Origin of the sequence: Paraburkholderia acidisoli (assembly GCF_009789675.1) — a bacterium.
GTDB lineage: Bacteria > Pseudomonadota > Gammaproteobacteria > Burkholderiales > Burkholderiaceae > Paraburkholderia > Paraburkholderia acidisoli.
The window spans coordinates 725,559-742,465 of sequence record NZ_CP046913.1 but is presented as its reverse complement, the minus strand read 5'-3'; the positions used below and the strand labels follow the sequence as shown (position 1 = coordinate 742,465).

Sequence of the window (16,907 nt, the reverse complement as noted above, 5' to 3'; positions counted from 1 at the left end):
CCTTGGCGGGTCGGCAGTTTCGAGGAGCAGCGGCCGCTGAGACGATGCCAACCTGTTTTCAAGCGCGCCCTCAAATCCACCGCAACAGCACGGGCAGCAACACGGGCACGACGAACGCCGTGAACACGCCGTTCAGCCCCATGCCGAGCCCCGAGAACGCGCCCATTTCCTCGCTGACCTGAAACGCGCGCGCGGTGCCAATGCCGTGCGACGCCACGCCGATCGCGAAACCGCGCACCTCGGTTTCTTTCACGCGAATCGCGTTGAGAATCCAGCGCGCGGTGACCGCGCCGAACACGCCCGTCGAGATCACCAGCACCGCCGTGAGCGAGGGAATGCCCCCCACTTTTTCGGCAACCGCCATGGCGATGGGCGTGGTCACCGACTTCGGCGCGAGCGAGGCCAGCGTCTGATGCGAGGCGCCGAACAGCTTCGCCACGGCCACCGCCGAAACGATGGCCGTGAGCGAACCCGCCACGAGCCCGCCGAGCAAGGGCAGCGCGCCGCGCTTCAGCTTGTCCCACTGGCGATACAGCGGCAACGCAAGCGCGACCGTCGCCGGGCCGAGCAGAAAGTGCACGAACTGCGCGCCTTCGAAGTAGGTGCGATACGGCGTGTCGGTGAGTTTGAGTGCCGCCACGACGAGCGCCACCGCGATCAGCACCGGATTCGCGAGCGGATTGTGCTTCGCGCGCGCATAGACGTTGATGGCGACGAGGTACGCGACCAGCGTGAGCGTGAGCCCGAGCAGCGGGGACGCGGCGAGATAAACCCAGATGGCGTCGAGTTTCGTCAGCGGCAGATTCACGATGCGCTCTCCACGTCGGTCATGCCGCGCCGTTGACGGCGCAACAGCGCACGCGTGACGAGCGCCGTCACGGCGATACCGAGCGTCGTGCTGACCACGAGGCTCGCGATCACGGCCAGCGCCTCGCCGCGCAGCGCCTGCGCCGACACCATGATGCCCACGCCCGCCGGAATGAACAGCAGCGAAAGGTGGCGCAACAATTCGAGCGCGGTCGGCTCGATGGCCTCGGCGGCGGCGGGCCGCATCATCGCGAAGGCGAACAACAGCAGCATGCCGATCACGGGACCGGGCACGGGCAGCGAGAACACGTAGGACACGCTCTCGCCGAGGCACTGGAAAATCAGCAGGGCGGCAAGGGAACGAAGCATCGGCGGAAAAAGGCTGCGATTCAAAAAAGGGGCGCGGGCAGTGTAGCCGAGACACGCTGCCCGTGCAGCCCGACATCTTACGCCGCGAGCCGGGGCCGCCAATGCAGTGCAGGAACGGCGTCCAAGCCGCAACGGGCCGCCCGAGCGGCCGCGCGCGCGTGGCCGTCGGCTAAAATGTGCGCCCGGCCCGACCCGCCGCGCCTTGTTCGCGCCGCACGACCCGGCTTCCCGTAACGACGACGCCCTGCCCTTTCGTGAACTCATCGCCCGACCGCACCGCCGCCGCGCCTGCCTCCCGTCACTCGCCGCTGCACATCGCCCTCGTATGCAACACCGCGTGGGCGATCTACACCTACCGGCGTGGCCTGCTGCGCGCACTCACCCAGGCGGGCGCGCGGGTCACCGTGATCGCGCCGCGCGACCGCACGTTCGAGCCGCTCACGGAAATGGGCTGCCGCTGCGTGGCATTGCCCGTGGCCTCGAAAAGCACCAATCCGCTCGACGATCTGCGCACGCTGCGCGATCTGCTCAAGCATTACCGCGCGCTCCGGCCCAACGTGGTGTTCCATTACACGATCAAGCCCAATATTTACGGCTCGATCGCGGCGTGGCTCGCGCGCACGCCTTCGGTCGCGGTCACCACGGGCCTCGGCTACGTGTTCATCCAGAAGAGCCGCGCCGCGCAGATCGCCAAGCGGCTCTACCGCTTCGCGTTCCGCTTCCCGCGCGAAATCTGGTTTCTCAATCGCGACGACGAAACCGCGTTCCGCGAAGAAAACCTGCTCGCGCATCCCGAACGCGCGCGCCTCTTGCACGGCGAAGGCGTCGATCTCGACGACTTCCCGTTCACGCCGCTGCCCGCGCGCGACTCGTTTACCTTCGTGCTGATCGGCCGGCTGCTGTGGGACAAGGGCGTGGGCGAATACGTCGAAGCCGCGCGCGCGCTGCGGGCGCGCTATCCGCACGCGCGCTTCCAGTTGCTCGGCCCGGTGGGCGTCGATAACCCGAGCGCGATCTCGCGCGACGAAGTCGCCGCATGGGAACGCGAAGGTGTGATCGAATACCTGGGCGAAACCGCCGACGTGCGCCCCTATATCGCCGCCGCCGACTGCGTCGTGCTGCCCTCGTACCGCGAAGGCGTGCCGCGCACGCTGATGGAAGCGAGCGCGATGGGCCGCCCGATCGTCGCCACCGACGTGCCGGGCTGCCGGGAAGTGGTCGCCGAGGGCGTGAACGGCCTGCTCTGCGCGGCACGCGACGCGGCTTCACTCACCGATGCGCTCGCGCGCATGCTCAACCTCGGCAACGCCGAACGGGCGGCTATGGCCGGGCGCGGACGAAAAAAAATCGAAAAAGAATTCGATGAACGCGTTGTGGTACAACGCTACCGGGAACTGATCCAGGGCATTGCCGGATCGACGTTTTAATGCTTCCAACGTTTGCACGGGACCATCGCATGAGCGCAACGAATACGAAAAGCACGAAAGGCACCATTCTCGTCACCGGCGGTGCGGGCTTTATCGGCTCGCATACCTGCGTCGAGCTGCTGAACGACGGCTACGACGTGATCGCCGTCGACAACCTCGTCAACAGCCGCAGCGAGTCGCTCAAGCGCGTGGAGCGCATCGCAGGCAAGGCCGTCACGTTCTATCAGACCGACGTGCGCGACGCTGCGGCGCTCTCGAAAATATTCACCACGCATCAAATCGACGGCGTGATCCACTTCGCGGCGCTCAAGGCCGTGGGCGAATCCGTCGCGAAGCCGATCGAGTATTACCTCAACAATCTCGACGGCCTGCTCGTCGTGCTCGACGTGATGCGCAAGCACGACGTGAAGCAGTTCGTGTTCAGTTCGTCGGCCACGGTATATGGCGTGCCGCAAAGCTCGCCCATCGACGAAAACTTCCCGCTTTCGGCGACCAACCCCTACGGCCAGTCCAAGCTGATCGCCGAGCAGATCCTGCGCGACGTCGCGATCTCGGACCCGTCGTGGCGCATTGCCGTGCTGCGCTACTTCAACCCGGTGGGCGCGCACGAAAGCGGGCTGATCGGCGAAGATCCGGCCGGCGTGCCGAACAATCTCATGCCGTACGTCGCGCAAGTGGCCGTGGGCAAACTCGAGAAGCTGCGCGTGTTCGGCGGCGATTACCCGACCGTGGACGGCACGGGCGTGCGCGACTACATCCACGTGGTCGACCTCGCCAAGGGCCACCTGAAGGCGCTCGACGCGCTCGCGGCGCGCGGCGAAGGCTTCATCGTCAATCTCGGCACGGGGCGCGGCTACAGCGTGTTGGAAGTCGTGAAGGCGTTCGAAGCGGCGTCGGGCCGGCCGGTGCCGTACGAGATCGTGGCGCGGCGCCCCGGCGACATCGCCGAGTGCTACGCGAATCCGGCCACGGCGGAAAAACTGATCGGCTGGAAGGCGCAGTACGGGATCGAGCGCATGTGCGTGGATCACTGGCGCTGGCAGGAGCAGAATCCGCGCGGATTCGAGTAACGCCCCTCTAACGGCACAGGACGGTTTTCGGGCCGTCCTGTGGCGCGCATCGCACGCATCGCCGCACATCGCCACATAACGCGTTTTGCGCAAAAAATCAGGGCCGCATTGCCGTTTCGCGCGCCCGTAAGGGATTCAATCCACGACGGCGGTCGATCGCCCGGCTCACGGGCCCCAGCGCGAAAAACCGCGCCAACCGTCATCCGCGGCACCGTTCGGGCGAGCCACATACAGTATGATTGCCGGTCTCCCCTTTCCGGCACCGCCCACTTCACGATGCTTTTCGCCACCACCCGGCTCGCGACTGTCTATGCCGTGCTCGCGCTCATCGCGACCGCGGCCAATATCGGCGCGCAGGATCTCTTTGTGCGCGCGTGGTCCGGTCCGTACGCCATTGCGCTTTCGGTGATCGTCGGCACAGGTGTCGGGCTTGTCGTGAAGTACGTGCTCGACAAGCGCTATATCTTCCGCTTTCGCGCGAACAATGCGGCGCACGACCTCCAGACGTTCTTTCTCTACACGGTGATGGGACTGGTCACGACCGTCATCTTCTGGGGCTTCGAATTCGGCTTCGAGCATCTGTTCCACACCAGCACGATGCGCTATGTCGGCGGCATCATCGGTCTCGCGTTCGGCTATGTCGCGAAGTATCACCTCGACAAGCGCTTCGTTTTCGGGGCGCGCGCCGCATGAGACCCGTCAACTCGTGGGGACGCCTGAGCGCCGACGCGCACGACGTCATCCCGCTCACCGACCTGAACAGCGCGCCCGTTGCCCTGCGCGGCGAGCCCGGGCGCGATCCGCACGATCCGAACGCGGCGCGCGGTCTCGCCCACGGCATGGGCCGCAGCTACGGCGACGCCTGCCTGAATCCCGGCGGCGTGCTCTGGACGACCACCGGGCTCGACCACCTGATCGCATTCGACGCCGAAACCGGTCGTCTTGTCTGCGAAGCGGGCGTGTTGTTACGCGATATCCAGCGGCTATTTATCGCGCGCGGCTGGATGCTGCCGGTCACGCCCGGCACGCAACTGGTGACGGTCGGCGGCGCGATCGCCAACGACGTGCACGGCAAGAACCATCACGCCGTGGGTTCGTTCGGCGACCACGTGCTGCGCCTCACGCTCGCGCGCACGAACGGCGAGCTCATCGAATGCGGCCCCGACCTGAACCGCGAGTGGTTCGCGGCAACGGTAGGCGGACTCGGGCTGACGGGTGTGATCCTCAAGGCGGAACTGCAATTGCGCCGCACCGCCGGTCCCTGGCTCGACACTGAAACGCTGCCCTTTGCCAGCCTCGCTGAATTCTTTCCGCTCGCCGATGCCTCCGAGGCCGATTGGGAACACACCGTGGCATGGATCGACTGCGTGGGCAGCGCGGCGGGACGCGGCCTTTTCATGCGCGCGAATACGGCTGCGGTGCAGGCGACCGAGCGGCGCGTCGAACCGCGCGCGAAAAATCTGCCGATGCCGCTCGTGCCGCCGGTTTCGCTCGTCAACCGGCTGACGCTGCCGCCCTTCAACGCCGCGTACTTTCATTTGAAGAAGTGGCGCGCCGGACGGGCACTCGCGCATTACGAACCGTTCTTCTATCCGCTCGACAGCATCAGCGACTGGAACCGCATGTACGGCCCGAAGGGCTTCTATCAGTATCAGAGCGTCGTGCCGCGCGCGGCCGGTTTCGAAGCCACCCAGGCCATGCTCGGCGAAATCGCGAAAAGCGGCAACGGCTCGTTTCTCGCGGTGCTGAAAACGTTCGGCAACCGCTATCCGGTCGGCATGCTGAGCTTTCCGCAGCCGGGCGTGACGCTCGCGCTCGACTTTCCGAATCAAGGCGCGAGCACGCTTGCGCTGTTCGAGCGGCTCGACGCCATCGTGCGCGAAGCCGGCGGCCGCATCTATCCCGCCAAAGACGCGCGCATGCCGCGAGACCTCTTCGAAGCAGGCTATCCGGCACTCGCCGATTTTTCGACATTCCGCGACCCCGGCATCAGTTCCGGGCTGTCGCGACGCCTCATGGGGAGCTAACTTGAGCGGCAAGAAAATAGTCATCGTCGGGGCAACGTCCTCGATCGCCCAACATTGCGCGCGCGCGTGGCTCGCCGCCGGCGCGGCGGAACTCGTGCTGCTCGGCCGCGACGCCGCCCGACTCGAACGGGTTGCCGCCGACCTCGCGGTGCGTGCGCCGCAAGCCGCCATCCGCGTGGCCACCACCGATTTCGTCGATCCGGCCGCCATTCAGGCGACGGTGGACGGTATCGCGGCGGCCGGCCTGCCCGACATCGTGCTGATCGCGCACGGCTCGCTGCCCGACCAGTCCACCTGCCAGAACGACCTGCAGGCCAGCCGCGAAGCGCTCGAAGTCAACGCGATCTCGCCCGTGCTCTATGCGGAAGCATTCGTGCAGCACATGGCGCGCGCGAACCGCGGGACGATCGCCGTGATCGGCTCGGTGGCCGGCGATCGCGGCCGCAAGTCGAACTACGTCTATGGTTCGGCGAAGGGTCTGGTCACGCGCTACGTGCAAGGCTTGCAGCATCGGCTCGCCGGTACGGGCGTGGCCGTGTGCCTCATCAAGCCCGGCCCGACCGACACACCCATGACCGCGCACATGAAGGGCACGGGCGCCAAGCTCGCCCCGGTGGAACAGGTGGCCACGCAGATCGTGAGCGCCGTGGACCGCAAGCGGCCCGTGGCTTATGTGCCGGGCAAGTGGGCGATCATCATGATGATCATCCGGCATTTGCCTGCGTTCGTTTTCAACAAGATGAATATTTGAGTTGGGCGGCCTCTGGCGGAATTTGCCGCGCCCCGTACGGCTGCACCGTCAAGGCCAACCGCGCGTGAACGGATCGAGCAGCGCGCGCAGCTTCTGGCGACGAGATTAGATCGCCGCCCAGAAGACCAGGCCGCACAGCGCAACCACCGCGAGACTCACGCGGTCGCGCGCCGCGAACACGATGGGATCGTCATGCATCTGGCCGCGGTGCGCGATGATCCACGTGCGGCTCACCCAGTAAAGCAGCAGCGGGCACGCGAGCCAGATGACCTGGGTGTGACGATAAAGCTTCGCCGTGGCGCCGTCCTGGATGTACATCGCGAGCACCAGTACCGCCAGATAGCCGGCCGCCGTGCCGAGCGACGAGATCAGCGGCAGATCGTCGGCGAGATAACCGCGACCGCGCGTCTTGACCTGGCCGCGCGCCTGCATCGAATGCAGTTCCGCGTAGCGCTTCACGAGCGCGAGGCTCAGGAAGATGAACATCGAGAACGCCAGCAGCCAGAACGTGAGATGCGCGCCGATCGCCGCAGTGCCTGCCACGATGCGGATCGTGTAAAGCATCGCGAGCACCACGACATCGACCATCACCTGGCGCTTCAAAAACATCGAATAGGCCAGCGTGAGCGCGTAATAGCCGAGCAGCACGATGCCGAACCGCACGGGTAGATACAGCACGGTCAGCGCGAAGGCCGCGAGCAGCAGCACCGGAAAGATGCCGATCCCCCACGTCAGCGGCAACGCCCCCGAAGCGAGCGGACGCCGGCGTTTGGTCGGATGGTGGCGATCGTCTTCGAGATCGAGCAAGTCGTTGAGCAGATAGACGCTCGACGCACACAGCCCGAACGCGAAAAACGCGAGCAGCGCCATCACGATGAGGGCGGGATCGGTGATCCGGTGCGCAGCCAGCAGCGGCACGAAAATCAGCAGATTCTTGAGCCATTGATGCAGCCGCAACGACTTCATCCACGTCTTGAGCGTGGGCGGCCGCGTCTCGATCACACGCTCGACGTTGCCGAGCTTGCGCGCCGCGCGCTCCACGCCGCTGTCCGGATTGACGACATAGGCCCGCCCCGCCGCTTCCCAGACCGCGACGTCGTCGCGCGAGTTGCCGGCGTAGTCGAAATTCTTCTCGCCGAATTCGGCTACGAGCTTGTCGCGCTTGCGGCGCGCGGAGAGATTCACGCCGTCGGCGGTCGCGAAAGTGGCGTCGAACAGACCCAGGTGGTCGGCGATCGCATGCGCGTAACGTTCATGGCTGGCCGTCGCGAGTACGATCTCGCGCCCCGCCGCCCGCTCCTCCTTGAGCCATTCGACGACCGTCGCGTCATACGGAAGCACGGTGACGTCGACGTTCGTGTGTTCGGCGAGGCCCGCCTTGAGCGCGGGCTTGCCGCCGCGCGCAAGCCACAGAAACGGCTTGTAGAAGCTGAGCGGCGCCGATTTCAGGAACGCGAATCCCGATTCGACCAGCACGTCGGAACGGATCAAAGTACCGTCGAGGTCGACAACGAGCGGATTTCGACGCATGGTTTGGACAGCAGAGACCAAAGTGATGAATTAACCGGGCAGGAAGGTGCGCCAATGGCAAGGCGCCACTTTACAGTTTATGGATTGTGCCCACAACCGCGGCACGGCCGGAACGGCGCGGGCATGGACCGCGAGTTCCGCTACCCGCTGCAATGAGGAACGCCCGGAAGCGGGATCTGTGCGAAGAAGCCAGCGTTAATCGTGTGAACATTTGAGGAAATGTCTAACGCCTGGCTTCCCGCCCACTTCACGCTCAGTTCATGGGCGCCTTTTTGCTCAAGGCCTGCTTGACCTTGCGAATTGGCGCGGTGATACGCCAACTGGTCGATTCTCTAAGATCCGCTATCGACGCATTCAAATGGCGCTCTTTCTCGCGGCTTTCGGCCACTTCGCGCTGCAACGCGAGCCGCTCGGAACGCGCGTAACTGGCCGCGCGTTCGGTTTCGCCGAGCTGGGCCTGGAGCGCGCTCACCTGGGCACGAAGTTCGTTGGACTCGCGCTGTAGCTGCGCCAGCGCGTCGGCGTCGGCGCTACCGGCATCGCGGCCGGCCTGCACCATGCGCTCGACCTGCTGCTGATCGAGCCCGCCCAGCAGGTGGCCGATTTTCGACGTCTGCGCGGCTTCCTCGAGCACGCGGTGCAGCAAACGCTCGCGTATTGCCGGGTAGTCGGCCGGCCGCGCATCTTCGACACTCCGCAACCGGCGCAGATGAACAAAGATATCCACGCCCGGCGAGTGATAGATCTCGACGACTTCGAAGGGAATGAGCCCGAGCCACGCACTGTCGCGCAGAAGCAATTCGAGCGAGGCCGGCGTGAAGACCGAGCAATGCGCGTCGTGGTATTCCGCGTCGTTCGCTTTCAAACGATCGCGCCACATCGCGAAGTCTTCCTCGAACGTCATGGCCGCCGTAATGAGTGCCGGGTCGGCGCCCTGGAAGAAACTGCCGTAGGGCACGCCGTGATGATCGTAACTGGCCCGCACCCAGCGCTCGTCGAAGGATTGCGCATAGGTGGGTCTATGCCGATCGGTCAACCATGCGTCGAGCCAGTCGGCGAGCCGCGTCACCGGGCGAAAATAATCGTAGCAGGCGCGCCGATCGGGAATCGCCATCGAAATGATCCCCTCGGGCTTCAGCACTCTTGCGCAGCCCTGCAGGAATCGCAGCGGATTGGGGAGATGTTCGAAATTGTGTGAGGAAACGATGTAATCGAACTCGCCGAGACGGCCTTCGCGCTCGATGACGTCGTCGATCAGCGTGCTGGAACCCACGAGGTCGATGTCCTCGATGCCCGCCAGAACCTCGGCGGTGAAGGTCGGGTTCTCCGCCGCCCGCGCCCTCGTGGTCGCCGTATCGAATACGTCCATGACGAGGCACCGGTAGCCGTCGCGCTTGGGCGTGAGCGGCCAGCAGTACGGGCCGATCTCGATACCGAGCTGTTCTTTCCCGATGTATTTCAAAATCTGATCGCGTCGATCCATTTTGCATCTCATCCCAAGGAACGTGACGCCCATCATATAACGCATTGGAATTTCAATAATGCGAACTGCATCAGGGTCGAAATAATGTGAGCGATTGTTCCAATGTAAACAACGGCTCGCGGGCAGTTGTTGCGGTTTATTTCAGAAAGGTGTCAGCTTGCCGATTGAAGCTAGAATGAAAAATCAAACCGATTTTTTGCGTCGCTCGCGGGGATTTTTCAATGGAAATGCGAACTGGCGTCGTGGTGTGGATGACGGGTATGTCGGGTGCCGGCAAGTCGACCATTGCGCGTGAACTGGTCGTCAAATTGCAGAACGAAGGTGTGCGCGCCATCGCGCTCGACGGCGATGTGCTTCGGGCCGGACTCAATTCGGATCTGGGTTTCAGCGCGGCGGACCGCAGTGAAAATCTGCGTCGTGTCGCGCACGTCGCCGCGCTCTTTTGCGATGAAGGATACGCCGTCATTACGGCCACCATTTCTCCCGAGCCCGAACATCGGCAAAATGCGCGGCGCATTGCGGGTAGCAAAAGATTTATTGAAGTTTTTGTCGACACACCGCTGTTCATCTGCGAAAGCCGCGATCCGAAGGGGCTCTATAAACGTGCGCGCGGTGGCAGTATCGCCGGCTTCACCGGCATCGACTCACCCTATCGCGCGCCCACGAACCCCGACATCGTGCTTCGCACCGCCGACCGCAGCGCCGAGGAATGCGTGCAACAACTCTACGCGGCGCTCCCGCTCCAACGCTGCCTTGCCCAGGTTGAACGATCGCCATGCTAGCCGCAACCGCCCCTTTTCCCGCCCTCGCCACGCGCACGCTGATCATCGTGCTGGGAATGCACCGCAGCGGCACGAGTGTGGCAACGCGAATGATGGAAGCCATGGGCGCGAGCCTCGGCAACACGCTCTGGCCCGCCGGCCCCGACAACCCGAAAGGCTTTTTCGAAGACAGCGACATCATCCGGTTGAATATGGAGCTGATGGAGGCAGCGGGCGTGGATTGGCAGGCGCTGCCTTCGCCGCACCTCGATCGTTTGAGCCGAGACCAGCTCGGCGCTTTCGAGCAACGCGCGCTCGCGCTGCTCCAGGCCAAATGCGCGAACGGCACGTTTGCGTTGAAAGATCCGCGTATCGGCCGCCTGCTGCCATTCTGGCAGCGCGTGTTCGACCGCTTCGGCGCGAGCATGCGCTACGTCGTGCCCTTCCGCCATCCGCTCAGCGTGGCGGACTCGCTGGCCAGCCGTAATAAGATCCCGCGCGGCAAATCGCACATGCTTTGGCTCGCGCACGTGGTGCCCGCGCTGCGCTTTACCGAGGCGCAACCGCGTGTGCTGCTAGACTACGACCGGTTGATGGAAGCTCCGGGCGCCGAATTGCGCAAACTCGCGCAAACGTTTGCTCTACCGGTGGACCCGGCCAAAGCGCAAATCTTCGAGCAGGACTTCCTGGAACAGGGCCTACGTCACTCCGCTTACGGAATCGACGATCTCGAGCAGGACGACGCCGCGCCCGCGCCGATGAAAACGCTTTTTTCGGCCATGGTGGCGGCCGCTCGAACGCCAACGCCGGTTCGCCGGGCGGCGCTCACGGAAGCGCTGGATATCGCGGAACGGTTCTTGCTCAGCTCCGAGGCTTTGCTTACTTATGGCTGGGACCTCGAGCTCGATATCCGCAAACTGCACGTTGCGCTGGACATCGAGCACAAGCAGTCCGTTGCCTTCGAGCAAGCCGTGCTCAACGCCGCTAACCGCGAAGCGCAACTGCACGCCGAACTCGAGCAAGCGAACGCGCGCAGCGCGGCGGTGGCCGAAACGCACGCGCGGGAAATCGCCGCGCGCGATGCCGCCATGCAACGCAGTCAAGCAACGATTCGCGAGTACGAAACCCGGCTCACGACCTGTGGCAGTGAACTGGCTTCCCGCGAAGATCAAATCGCGCAGCTCAACTCACAGGTGACGGCTCGCGACGCGGAAATCAGCTCGTTCGTCAACTCCACATCATGGCGCGTGACGGCGCCGCTGAGGTTCGCGCGCCGGTGTTTTCGCCGCTAGCCGTGCGATCGTCGTGGAAAGCAGTACGTTTAATGGAAGTCAAAAATGAATCTCGTGCAAAATGGTTTGACCTCGACGCAGCAGTGCGGCGCAAAGCGCCCGCGGTCAGCCTCGCACCTCAATCTGTCCCCATGGGCGCACCGATTTGTCCGCATGGCGCCACGCCACAGCGGCCGATCCGCCTGAACGCTCCGGATACCTAATGGAATCTCAATACGCCACGCAATCGCGCCCCAACGACGTTCTCGCGCCGCGCACGGGACGGCCGGCTTCGCAGCGCACGTTTCTGGTGACGGGTAGCACGGGCTTTCTGGGCCGGGCATTGATCGCGCGCCTTTTGTCTGAGGGACACACCATTCGGACCGCAGGGCGCCCGGTGGACGCGGCCAACGCCAGCGCATCGGCCTCGATCCGTCTCGACGCGAGCGTTGAAGAGTGGCGCGATGCGATCGATGGCTGCTCCGGCATCTTCCATTTCGCCTGGTCTACCGTGCCCGGCACGGCCAACGCCGACCCGCTCGGCGATCTGGACACCAACATGATGGGCACGGTGCGCTTGCTGGAAGCGCTTCGTTCCTCGCCGCAAGTGCCGGTCGTGTTCGCCTCGTCGGGCGGCACGGTCTACGGCGCGGCGGAGACGCTGCCCATCGCCGAACACCATCCGCTGCGCCCGCTCACCGCTTACGGCGCATCGAAAGTGGCGGCGGAGCAATACATGCTGCTCTATCGGCGCACGTGGGGTGTGGACGCGCGCATCGTTCGTCTGAGCAATCCCTTTGGCCCCGGCCAAAACACCAATGGCCAGCTGGGTGCCGCCTCCATTTTCGCGGCGCGTGCGCTCAATAACCAACCCATCGAGATTTGGGGAGACGGCAGCGCGATTCGCGATTACATCTATATCGACGATGCCATCGCGGGATTCCTGGCGGCCATGCAGGCGCCGCGCAGCCGCTTCGGCGTTATCGAACCCATCATCAATATCGGTGCGGGGCGCGGCATCTCGTTGCGAGAAATCGTGAGCTTTTTGAGCCATATTCTCGAACGGCCGGCAAACGTTTCGTTCACGCCGGGCCGAGGCTTCGACGTACCCGCCAGCGTGCTCGACATCACGCGCGCGCGCAGTATTCTCGGCTGGTCGCCCACCGTTAGCTTCGAAGAAGGCATGTCGCGTTACATCACGTATCTCAAGGAACTGCCCGGAATACGCGGGGAATGGTGACGCGTTACGCGGTTCGCTGGCGAGTAAGCAAGCGAACCGCGATAGCGAGGGTTACCGGGTGAATTCCGGCAGGTAGGTCGTTGCGATTCCATACCCGGCATGCACGACCGCGCAGGGAATCAGCCGTTCGATTGCGTGCAGGATCGTGCCGTCGGTGGGCACCGGCTCCTCGGGATAATCCTCGTCGGACAGTCCAAGCGCCAGCAAGTCGCGCAAAGCCTGAGGACGCGCCCAGAACATCGTTCCAACCGGGAAATCCAGCGTAGCCGGCAGCGGCGACTGCCAGCCCATCTTCGCCGCAAGCTCTGCCGCGACTTCCGTATTCTCTTCCCAGCCGATCAAATGCGGGTCTTCCGGAAACACGAGACCCAAACGCGAATCGTCGGCAAACGCATGCATGACGTGATCGATCATCGGTGCGCTGTCGCCGATCAGATGCTGCCAGAGGAACGTGCGCCAGCGTTCACCAAAATCGGAGGCCACGTTTTCCGTCGTCAGGCTTCGCTTGCCGTGCACGTGGCCAATCACGTCATATTGATCGCCGATTTCGCTCAACACCTTCAGGAACGGCCCCACGTCGCGCCCGCGATTGGCGACCACCTTCACGTCAGCGGGCACGCCGTATCGTTCGGTCAGCAAATTGATTTCCGCCGCCTTTTCCAGCGAGTCGGTCGTGAGAATGAGGCGACAAGGCTGCGCATTCGCGGCCACGGCATCCAGCAACTCGCTCACCAGCTCGGTGTAGAAAATATGCGCGTGCAACGCGACCTTCAGTGCGGTCGCCGGGCGTTTCGTTTTTGCGTCTTCCGCTGACGCGTCCACGCGAATGACCGGATGCGCCCAGGCTCCCGCCGGCTTTCCCGAGCGCAGCCAGCGCGCGAACGGCTCGCCGCGCTCTCGCTCGCCGGCCGCGACGCCAGCGCGCCCGTACGTGTAAGGGTTGAAGCCCGCGGCCGGCCGGCGCGTGTACGCGCCCGATACGGGCAAAGCCGCATAGTCGAGCTTCGCCGCCTGCGCGACGTATCGGCGTACCGCCCGCTCGAGCGGCACCTGGCTCGCGCTCGCGCCGAGGAACTGCGGCGCGTCGAAGGCGCCTGATTCGAGAATGGTCTGGACGTCGGCTTCCGCCTGCTCCATCGCCGAACGTGCGCCGCTCCCCAGCGCATCGATCGATTGGACGTAGCGCTCCATGTCGAAGCGCTCGCGCGCCAGCGTTTGCACCGCGTCGCCAAGCGCCTGCAACTGGTTGCGGTCTTCCGCGAGCCTCGCGATGACATCGGCCGCGGCGCCCGCGTCGAGGTGAGGGACCACGAGCGAGCGCGTGGTTTCCGAAGCGGCGAGGATTTCGGCCGTACCGCTCGCATCGGCGAAACAGACGACGGGAATGCCGCGCAATGCCGCGTCGATCGAAACGTTGGGCAGCGGATCGAGACGCGAACTCAGGAACAAAACGTCGGCCTGTTCGTAGATGTCTTCGACGTTCTCCACCGCATCCACGAACGCGAAGCGATTTCCCACGCCCGAGCGTTCGACCTGCTCCGCCAGATACGACGCGATATCCAGTGCGTCGGACACCTTGAAGCCGTGCCCCACCCAGACGAAACGCACGTTCGCACGGGGGTAGCGACCCACCAGCGAAGTGAGCGCGCCCACGAAAAGATCCACGCCCTTCCGCCAGTCGACGAACCCCATGCCCACGACGAGCAAGGCTTCTTCCGCACCCGGCGGACGCAGCCTGGCTCGCACGTCGACAACCTTCGACGCCGACGCGGTCTTCGTTTTTTTCACCGCGGCCTTGGGGACTTCGGAAGGCCCTTGAGGCAGCACGTGCGCGTGACGCAACCGCAGGATCGGATAGTCGGCCTCTGACGAGCGGCGCACGATGTCCGCGGGAAACACGACTTCGGCCGCATGTTCGTAGAGCGCCTGCAGGCTGCCGACCGGTTTGGTATAACCCGAAAACTCATGGACGAGCGCCACCGTGGGCACACCGCGATCGGCAAGCCCCGGCACGAGCGAACGGGTTTCGACGCTGTTGGCGATCACATAGCGCAGCCCGTACACCTCGGCGAGGCGGGCTCCGAAATGAAACCCGTCAATGGCATTGAACAGGTCCACCTTTTTTTCGCCGGCCACCGAGCCCACCACGACGTTCGCCACCTCGGCGAACGACGACTCCAGCGCGCCGCCGGGTCGCAGCACCACCGCCACCACATTGAAGCGCTGCTTCAGCACTCGCACGATATTCCAGCCGAGAATCGGCGCGCCCGTGCGAGAAGCTTCGTGCACGACGACCGCCACCGTCGGCCTGGCCGGGTCGATGTTGTCGACGGGCATCGGAATGGTCGCGGTCAGGGACATGCCGTCACGACCTTCGGTGCGGCCTCGCTCTATGTAGTGGCCAAGCCGGTTGCCGCCCCACGCCACGATGTCCGGATAGCGGTCGCCGTAATAGCCGGGATCGAAGCGGTCCGAGGGGGCGAGGCCCTGCGCTTCTCCGTACAGAACGTAGTGCAGCGCCGGCTCGATGCCGCTCGCACTGGCACCGCTGAGCGCGTCGTAGCGCGCTTCGTCGAAATATTCGCTATGCCGGATAACCTGCGCGAGACGCAATTGTTCGGGACTCGCCTTCGGCGCGCCAACACGGGCCGGCGGGTTGATCGCCGCGCTATTCGGGCTTTCCTGCTTCACCGGCTCCGCGACGGTCTCGACCGCGCGCGCATCGAGCGCGCTGCGCTGCGCCAGGATGCGCCGTTGCGCGTTGCGCCACGGCGTAAGCGTGCGCCAACCGAAGCGCGCCGTGCGGCTCAAGCCGCTGCGCAGATCCGCAGGCAGCGCGCGGCCGATCACGCGCAACGGAGCACTGACGCGCCAGCTCATCGACGAGTAGACGAGTTGCACTTGCGCGCGCGCATCCGCGAGTTGCACCGACGCTTCGCGCAGCGCTCTCGACAGTTCGCGCCCGCGTGCGTCTTCGCCCGATGCCTGGTCCGAACGCAGCTTGAGAAGCGCTTCGTTGGCGCGCCGCGTGTCGTCGCTCATCGCCACGTTTTCAAGCCGCAAGCGGGCGACTTCGCGCTCGACATCGGCCAGACTTTCCTGCTTGCGGTGGAGGTCGCCCTGAAGCTGACCCACGTGCTGTTCGAGTTGCGCAACGTGCTTCGCGCGGCTCGCGACTTCGTCGCGCAACGAATGCGCTTCCCGCTCGACATCTTCGACGCGCTGATGCTCGGCTTCGTAACGCGCCGACGATTCGCGCAGAATCGAATCGCGTTCGTTGAGCGCCTCGCTAATGCGTTCGAGGTTGGATTCGAGCCGGCGGTCGGCGTCTGTATCAACGGCTGAGCCAACGGCTTGCGACAGCTCGGCGCGCACCGCGTCGAGCGCCTCCTGCGCGGCGCGATCGTCGGGATTCCTCACCAGGGCGAGCGCCGCCCGCCACGCGCGGCTCGCCAGTTCGCCCAGCTTATCGTCGCCGTGTGGCTCGAACGCATCGGAGGCTCGCGAACGCGCGCCCAGCAATACGCGCGCGGCCATGGCGTGCTTCGCTTCGTCGATGGGCGGAAACGGCACATCGAGTCGCGTTGCGATAGCACGCAGCGGCGCCTGCCAGTCGGCGAGCAGATCGTGATGGCGCACCCACACGCGCGGACGGCCACGCGACGCCAACTCGGCGCTCAGCAACGCATCGAGCCACACCGCAAGCGCCAACGGACGCGCTAGCGCGTCGCGCAGCCAGCACGAGGTGAGCGTGTCTTCGGGATGTCGCAGCGCGATGACGGTGAGCGTATCGCTGTGCAGCAGCTGCGCCGCCTTGTACCAGAGCGGCAAGGTTCGGGCGAGTCCCGCTTGTTCGACGACCTGCGTTCCGCCTCTTGCCGTCTCGACGAGCAGGGTCTGCACAGCGCGCGGAAATGTTGCGCTTTCTGCCGTTCTTTCGAAACGGATTGCCGGAATCGGACGCGGATCGTCCCATGACGAGTCGAGCGCAGCGAACATATGACGCTGGAAAACCTCGGACTCGCCGGCATTCGATCCCACTGACACATCGTCCAGTGCTCCGGAATCCGGGGACGCTGTCACGAGCCTGAGCAGACTCGCCAACTCTTTATTTCCACCTCGCGGCGGCCCCGCCACCAGAATGAGAATCCGATGTTGTTCCGGTAAGTTC

13 protein-coding genes are annotated in these 16,907 nt (G+C 64.7%); 8 read left to right on the top strand and 5 right to left on the bottom strand.

The window, feature by feature from the left end:
- Positions 1 to 70: 70 nt before the first annotated feature.
- The gene (locus FAZ98_RS03160; protein WP_233272687.1) at positions 71 to 802 is read right to left on the bottom strand and encodes an LrgB family protein; all 732 of its coding nucleotides are present in this window, start codon (positions 800 to 802) and stop codon (positions 71 to 73) included.
- 2 nt (positions 803 to 804) lie between these two features.
- Positions 805 to 1,176 carry a CidA/LrgA family protein gene (locus tag FAZ98_RS03155; protein ID WP_158948697.1) on the bottom strand — a complete coding sequence of 124 codons (372 nt, stop codon included), beginning with the start codon at positions 1,174 to 1,176 and terminating at the stop codon, positions 805 to 807.
- Between the two features lie 254 nt (positions 1,177 to 1,430).
- On the opposite strand from FAZ98_RS03155, the gene FAZ98_RS03150 reads away from it, so the two are divergent.
- The 5 genes from FAZ98_RS03150 to FAZ98_RS03130 all read left to right on the top strand — a co-directional run bounded on the left by FAZ98_RS03150 (position 1,431) and on the right by FAZ98_RS03130 (position 6,451).
- A complete protein-coding gene (locus FAZ98_RS03150; RefSeq protein ID WP_199272285.1) occupies positions 1,431 to 2,603 on the top strand; it encodes a glycosyltransferase family 4 protein in 1,173 nt (390 codons plus the stop codon).
- A gap of 29 nt (positions 2,604 to 2,632) precedes the next feature.
- On the top strand, positions 2,633 to 3,673 hold the full coding sequence (gene galE / locus FAZ98_RS03145; protein WP_158948695.1) for a UDP-glucose 4-epimerase GalE: 1,041 nt from the start codon (positions 2,633 to 2,635) through the stop codon (positions 3,671 to 3,673).
- Positions 3,674 to 3,949: 276 nt separating this feature from the next.
- The gene (locus tag FAZ98_RS03140) at positions 3,950 to 4,366 is read left to right on the top strand and encodes a GtrA family protein (protein ID WP_158948693.1); all 417 of its coding nucleotides are present in this window, start codon (positions 3,950 to 3,952) and stop codon (positions 4,364 to 4,366) included.
- Positions 4,363 to 5,700 (top strand): FAD-binding oxidoreductase, encoded by a 1,338-nt coding sequence (locus FAZ98_RS03135; protein WP_158948691.1) that lies wholly within the window; start codon positions 4,363 to 4,365, stop codon positions 5,698 to 5,700. The genes FAZ98_RS03140 and FAZ98_RS03135 overlap by 4 nt, the downstream gene beginning before the upstream one ends.
- A gap of 1 nt (position 5,701) precedes the next feature.
- On the top strand, positions 5,702 to 6,451 hold the full coding sequence (locus FAZ98_RS03130) for an SDR family NAD(P)-dependent oxidoreductase (RefSeq protein ID WP_158948689.1): 750 nt from the start codon (positions 5,702 to 5,704) through the stop codon (positions 6,449 to 6,451).
- A 105-nt stretch (positions 6,452 to 6,556) separates the two neighbouring features.
- Here FAZ98_RS03130 and FAZ98_RS03125 read toward each other — a convergent pair whose 3' ends face one another.
- Complete coding sequence (locus tag FAZ98_RS03125; RefSeq protein WP_158948687.1) at positions 6,557 to 7,981, bottom strand: UbiA family prenyltransferase; 1,425 nt, start codon at positions 7,979 to 7,981, stop codon at positions 6,557 to 6,559.
- 253 nt (positions 7,982 to 8,234) lie between these two features.
- Positions 8,235 to 9,500, bottom strand: coding sequence for a methyltransferase domain-containing protein (locus FAZ98_RS03120; RefSeq protein ID WP_158948685.1), 1,266 nt, complete (start codon positions 9,498 to 9,500; stop codon positions 8,235 to 8,237).
- A gap of 185 nt (positions 9,501 to 9,685) precedes the next feature.
- On the opposite strand from FAZ98_RS03120, the gene cysC reads away from it, so the two are divergent.
- The 3 genes from cysC (at position 9,686) to FAZ98_RS03105 (ending at position 12,736) form a co-directional block, all read left to right on the top strand.
- The gene (gene cysC, locus FAZ98_RS03115) at positions 9,686 to 10,246 is read left to right on the top strand and encodes an adenylyl-sulfate kinase (RefSeq protein WP_158948683.1); all 561 of its coding nucleotides are present in this window, start codon (positions 9,686 to 9,688) and stop codon (positions 10,244 to 10,246) included.
- A gap of 380 nt (positions 10,247 to 10,626) precedes the next feature.
- Positions 10,627 to 11,517 carry a hypothetical protein gene (locus FAZ98_RS03110; RefSeq protein ID WP_158948681.1) on the top strand — a complete coding sequence of 297 codons (891 nt, stop codon included), beginning with the start codon at positions 10,627 to 10,629 and terminating at the stop codon, positions 11,515 to 11,517.
- A 145-nt stretch (positions 11,518 to 11,662) separates the two neighbouring features.
- The gene (locus FAZ98_RS03105; protein ID WP_158948679.1) at positions 11,663 to 12,736 is read left to right on the top strand and encodes an NAD-dependent epimerase/dehydratase family protein; all 1,074 of its coding nucleotides are present in this window, start codon (positions 11,663 to 11,665) and stop codon (positions 12,734 to 12,736) included.
- A gap of 51 nt (positions 12,737 to 12,787) precedes the next feature.
- On the opposite strand, the gene FAZ98_RS03100 is transcribed toward FAZ98_RS03105, so the two are convergent.
- Entirely contained in the window at positions 12,788 to 16,639 is a 3,852-nt protein-coding gene (locus tag FAZ98_RS03100) for a rhamnan synthesis F family protein (protein WP_158948677.1), read from the bottom strand.
- Positions 16,640 to 16,907 lie beyond the last annotated feature (268 nt).

Coding starts and splice junctions, on each gene's coding strand:
- FAZ98_RS03155 (WP_158948697.1), bottom strand. CDS start 1,176: ATGCTTCGTTCCCTTGCCGCCCTGCTGATTTTCCAGTGCCTCGGCGAG.
- galE (WP_158948695.1), top strand. CDS start 2,633: ATGAGCGCAACGAATACGAAAAGCACGAAAGGCACCATTCTCGTCACC.
- FAZ98_RS03140 (WP_158948693.1), top strand. CDS start 3,950: ATGCTTTTCGCCACCACCCGGCTCGCGACTGTCTATGCCGTGCTCGCG.
- FAZ98_RS03135 (WP_158948691.1), top strand. CDS start 4,363: ATGAGACCCGTCAACTCGTGGGGACGCCTGAGCGCCGACGCGCACGAC.
- FAZ98_RS03125 (WP_158948687.1), bottom strand. CDS start 7,981: ATGCGTCGAAATCCGCTCGTTGTCGACCTCGACGGTACTTTGATCCGT.
- FAZ98_RS03120 (WP_158948685.1), bottom strand. CDS start 9,500: ATGATGGGCGTCACGTTCCTTGGGATGAGATGCAAAATGGATCGACGC.
- cysC (WP_158948683.1), top strand. CDS start 9,686: ATGGAAATGCGAACTGGCGTCGTGGTGTGGATGACGGGTATGTCGGGT.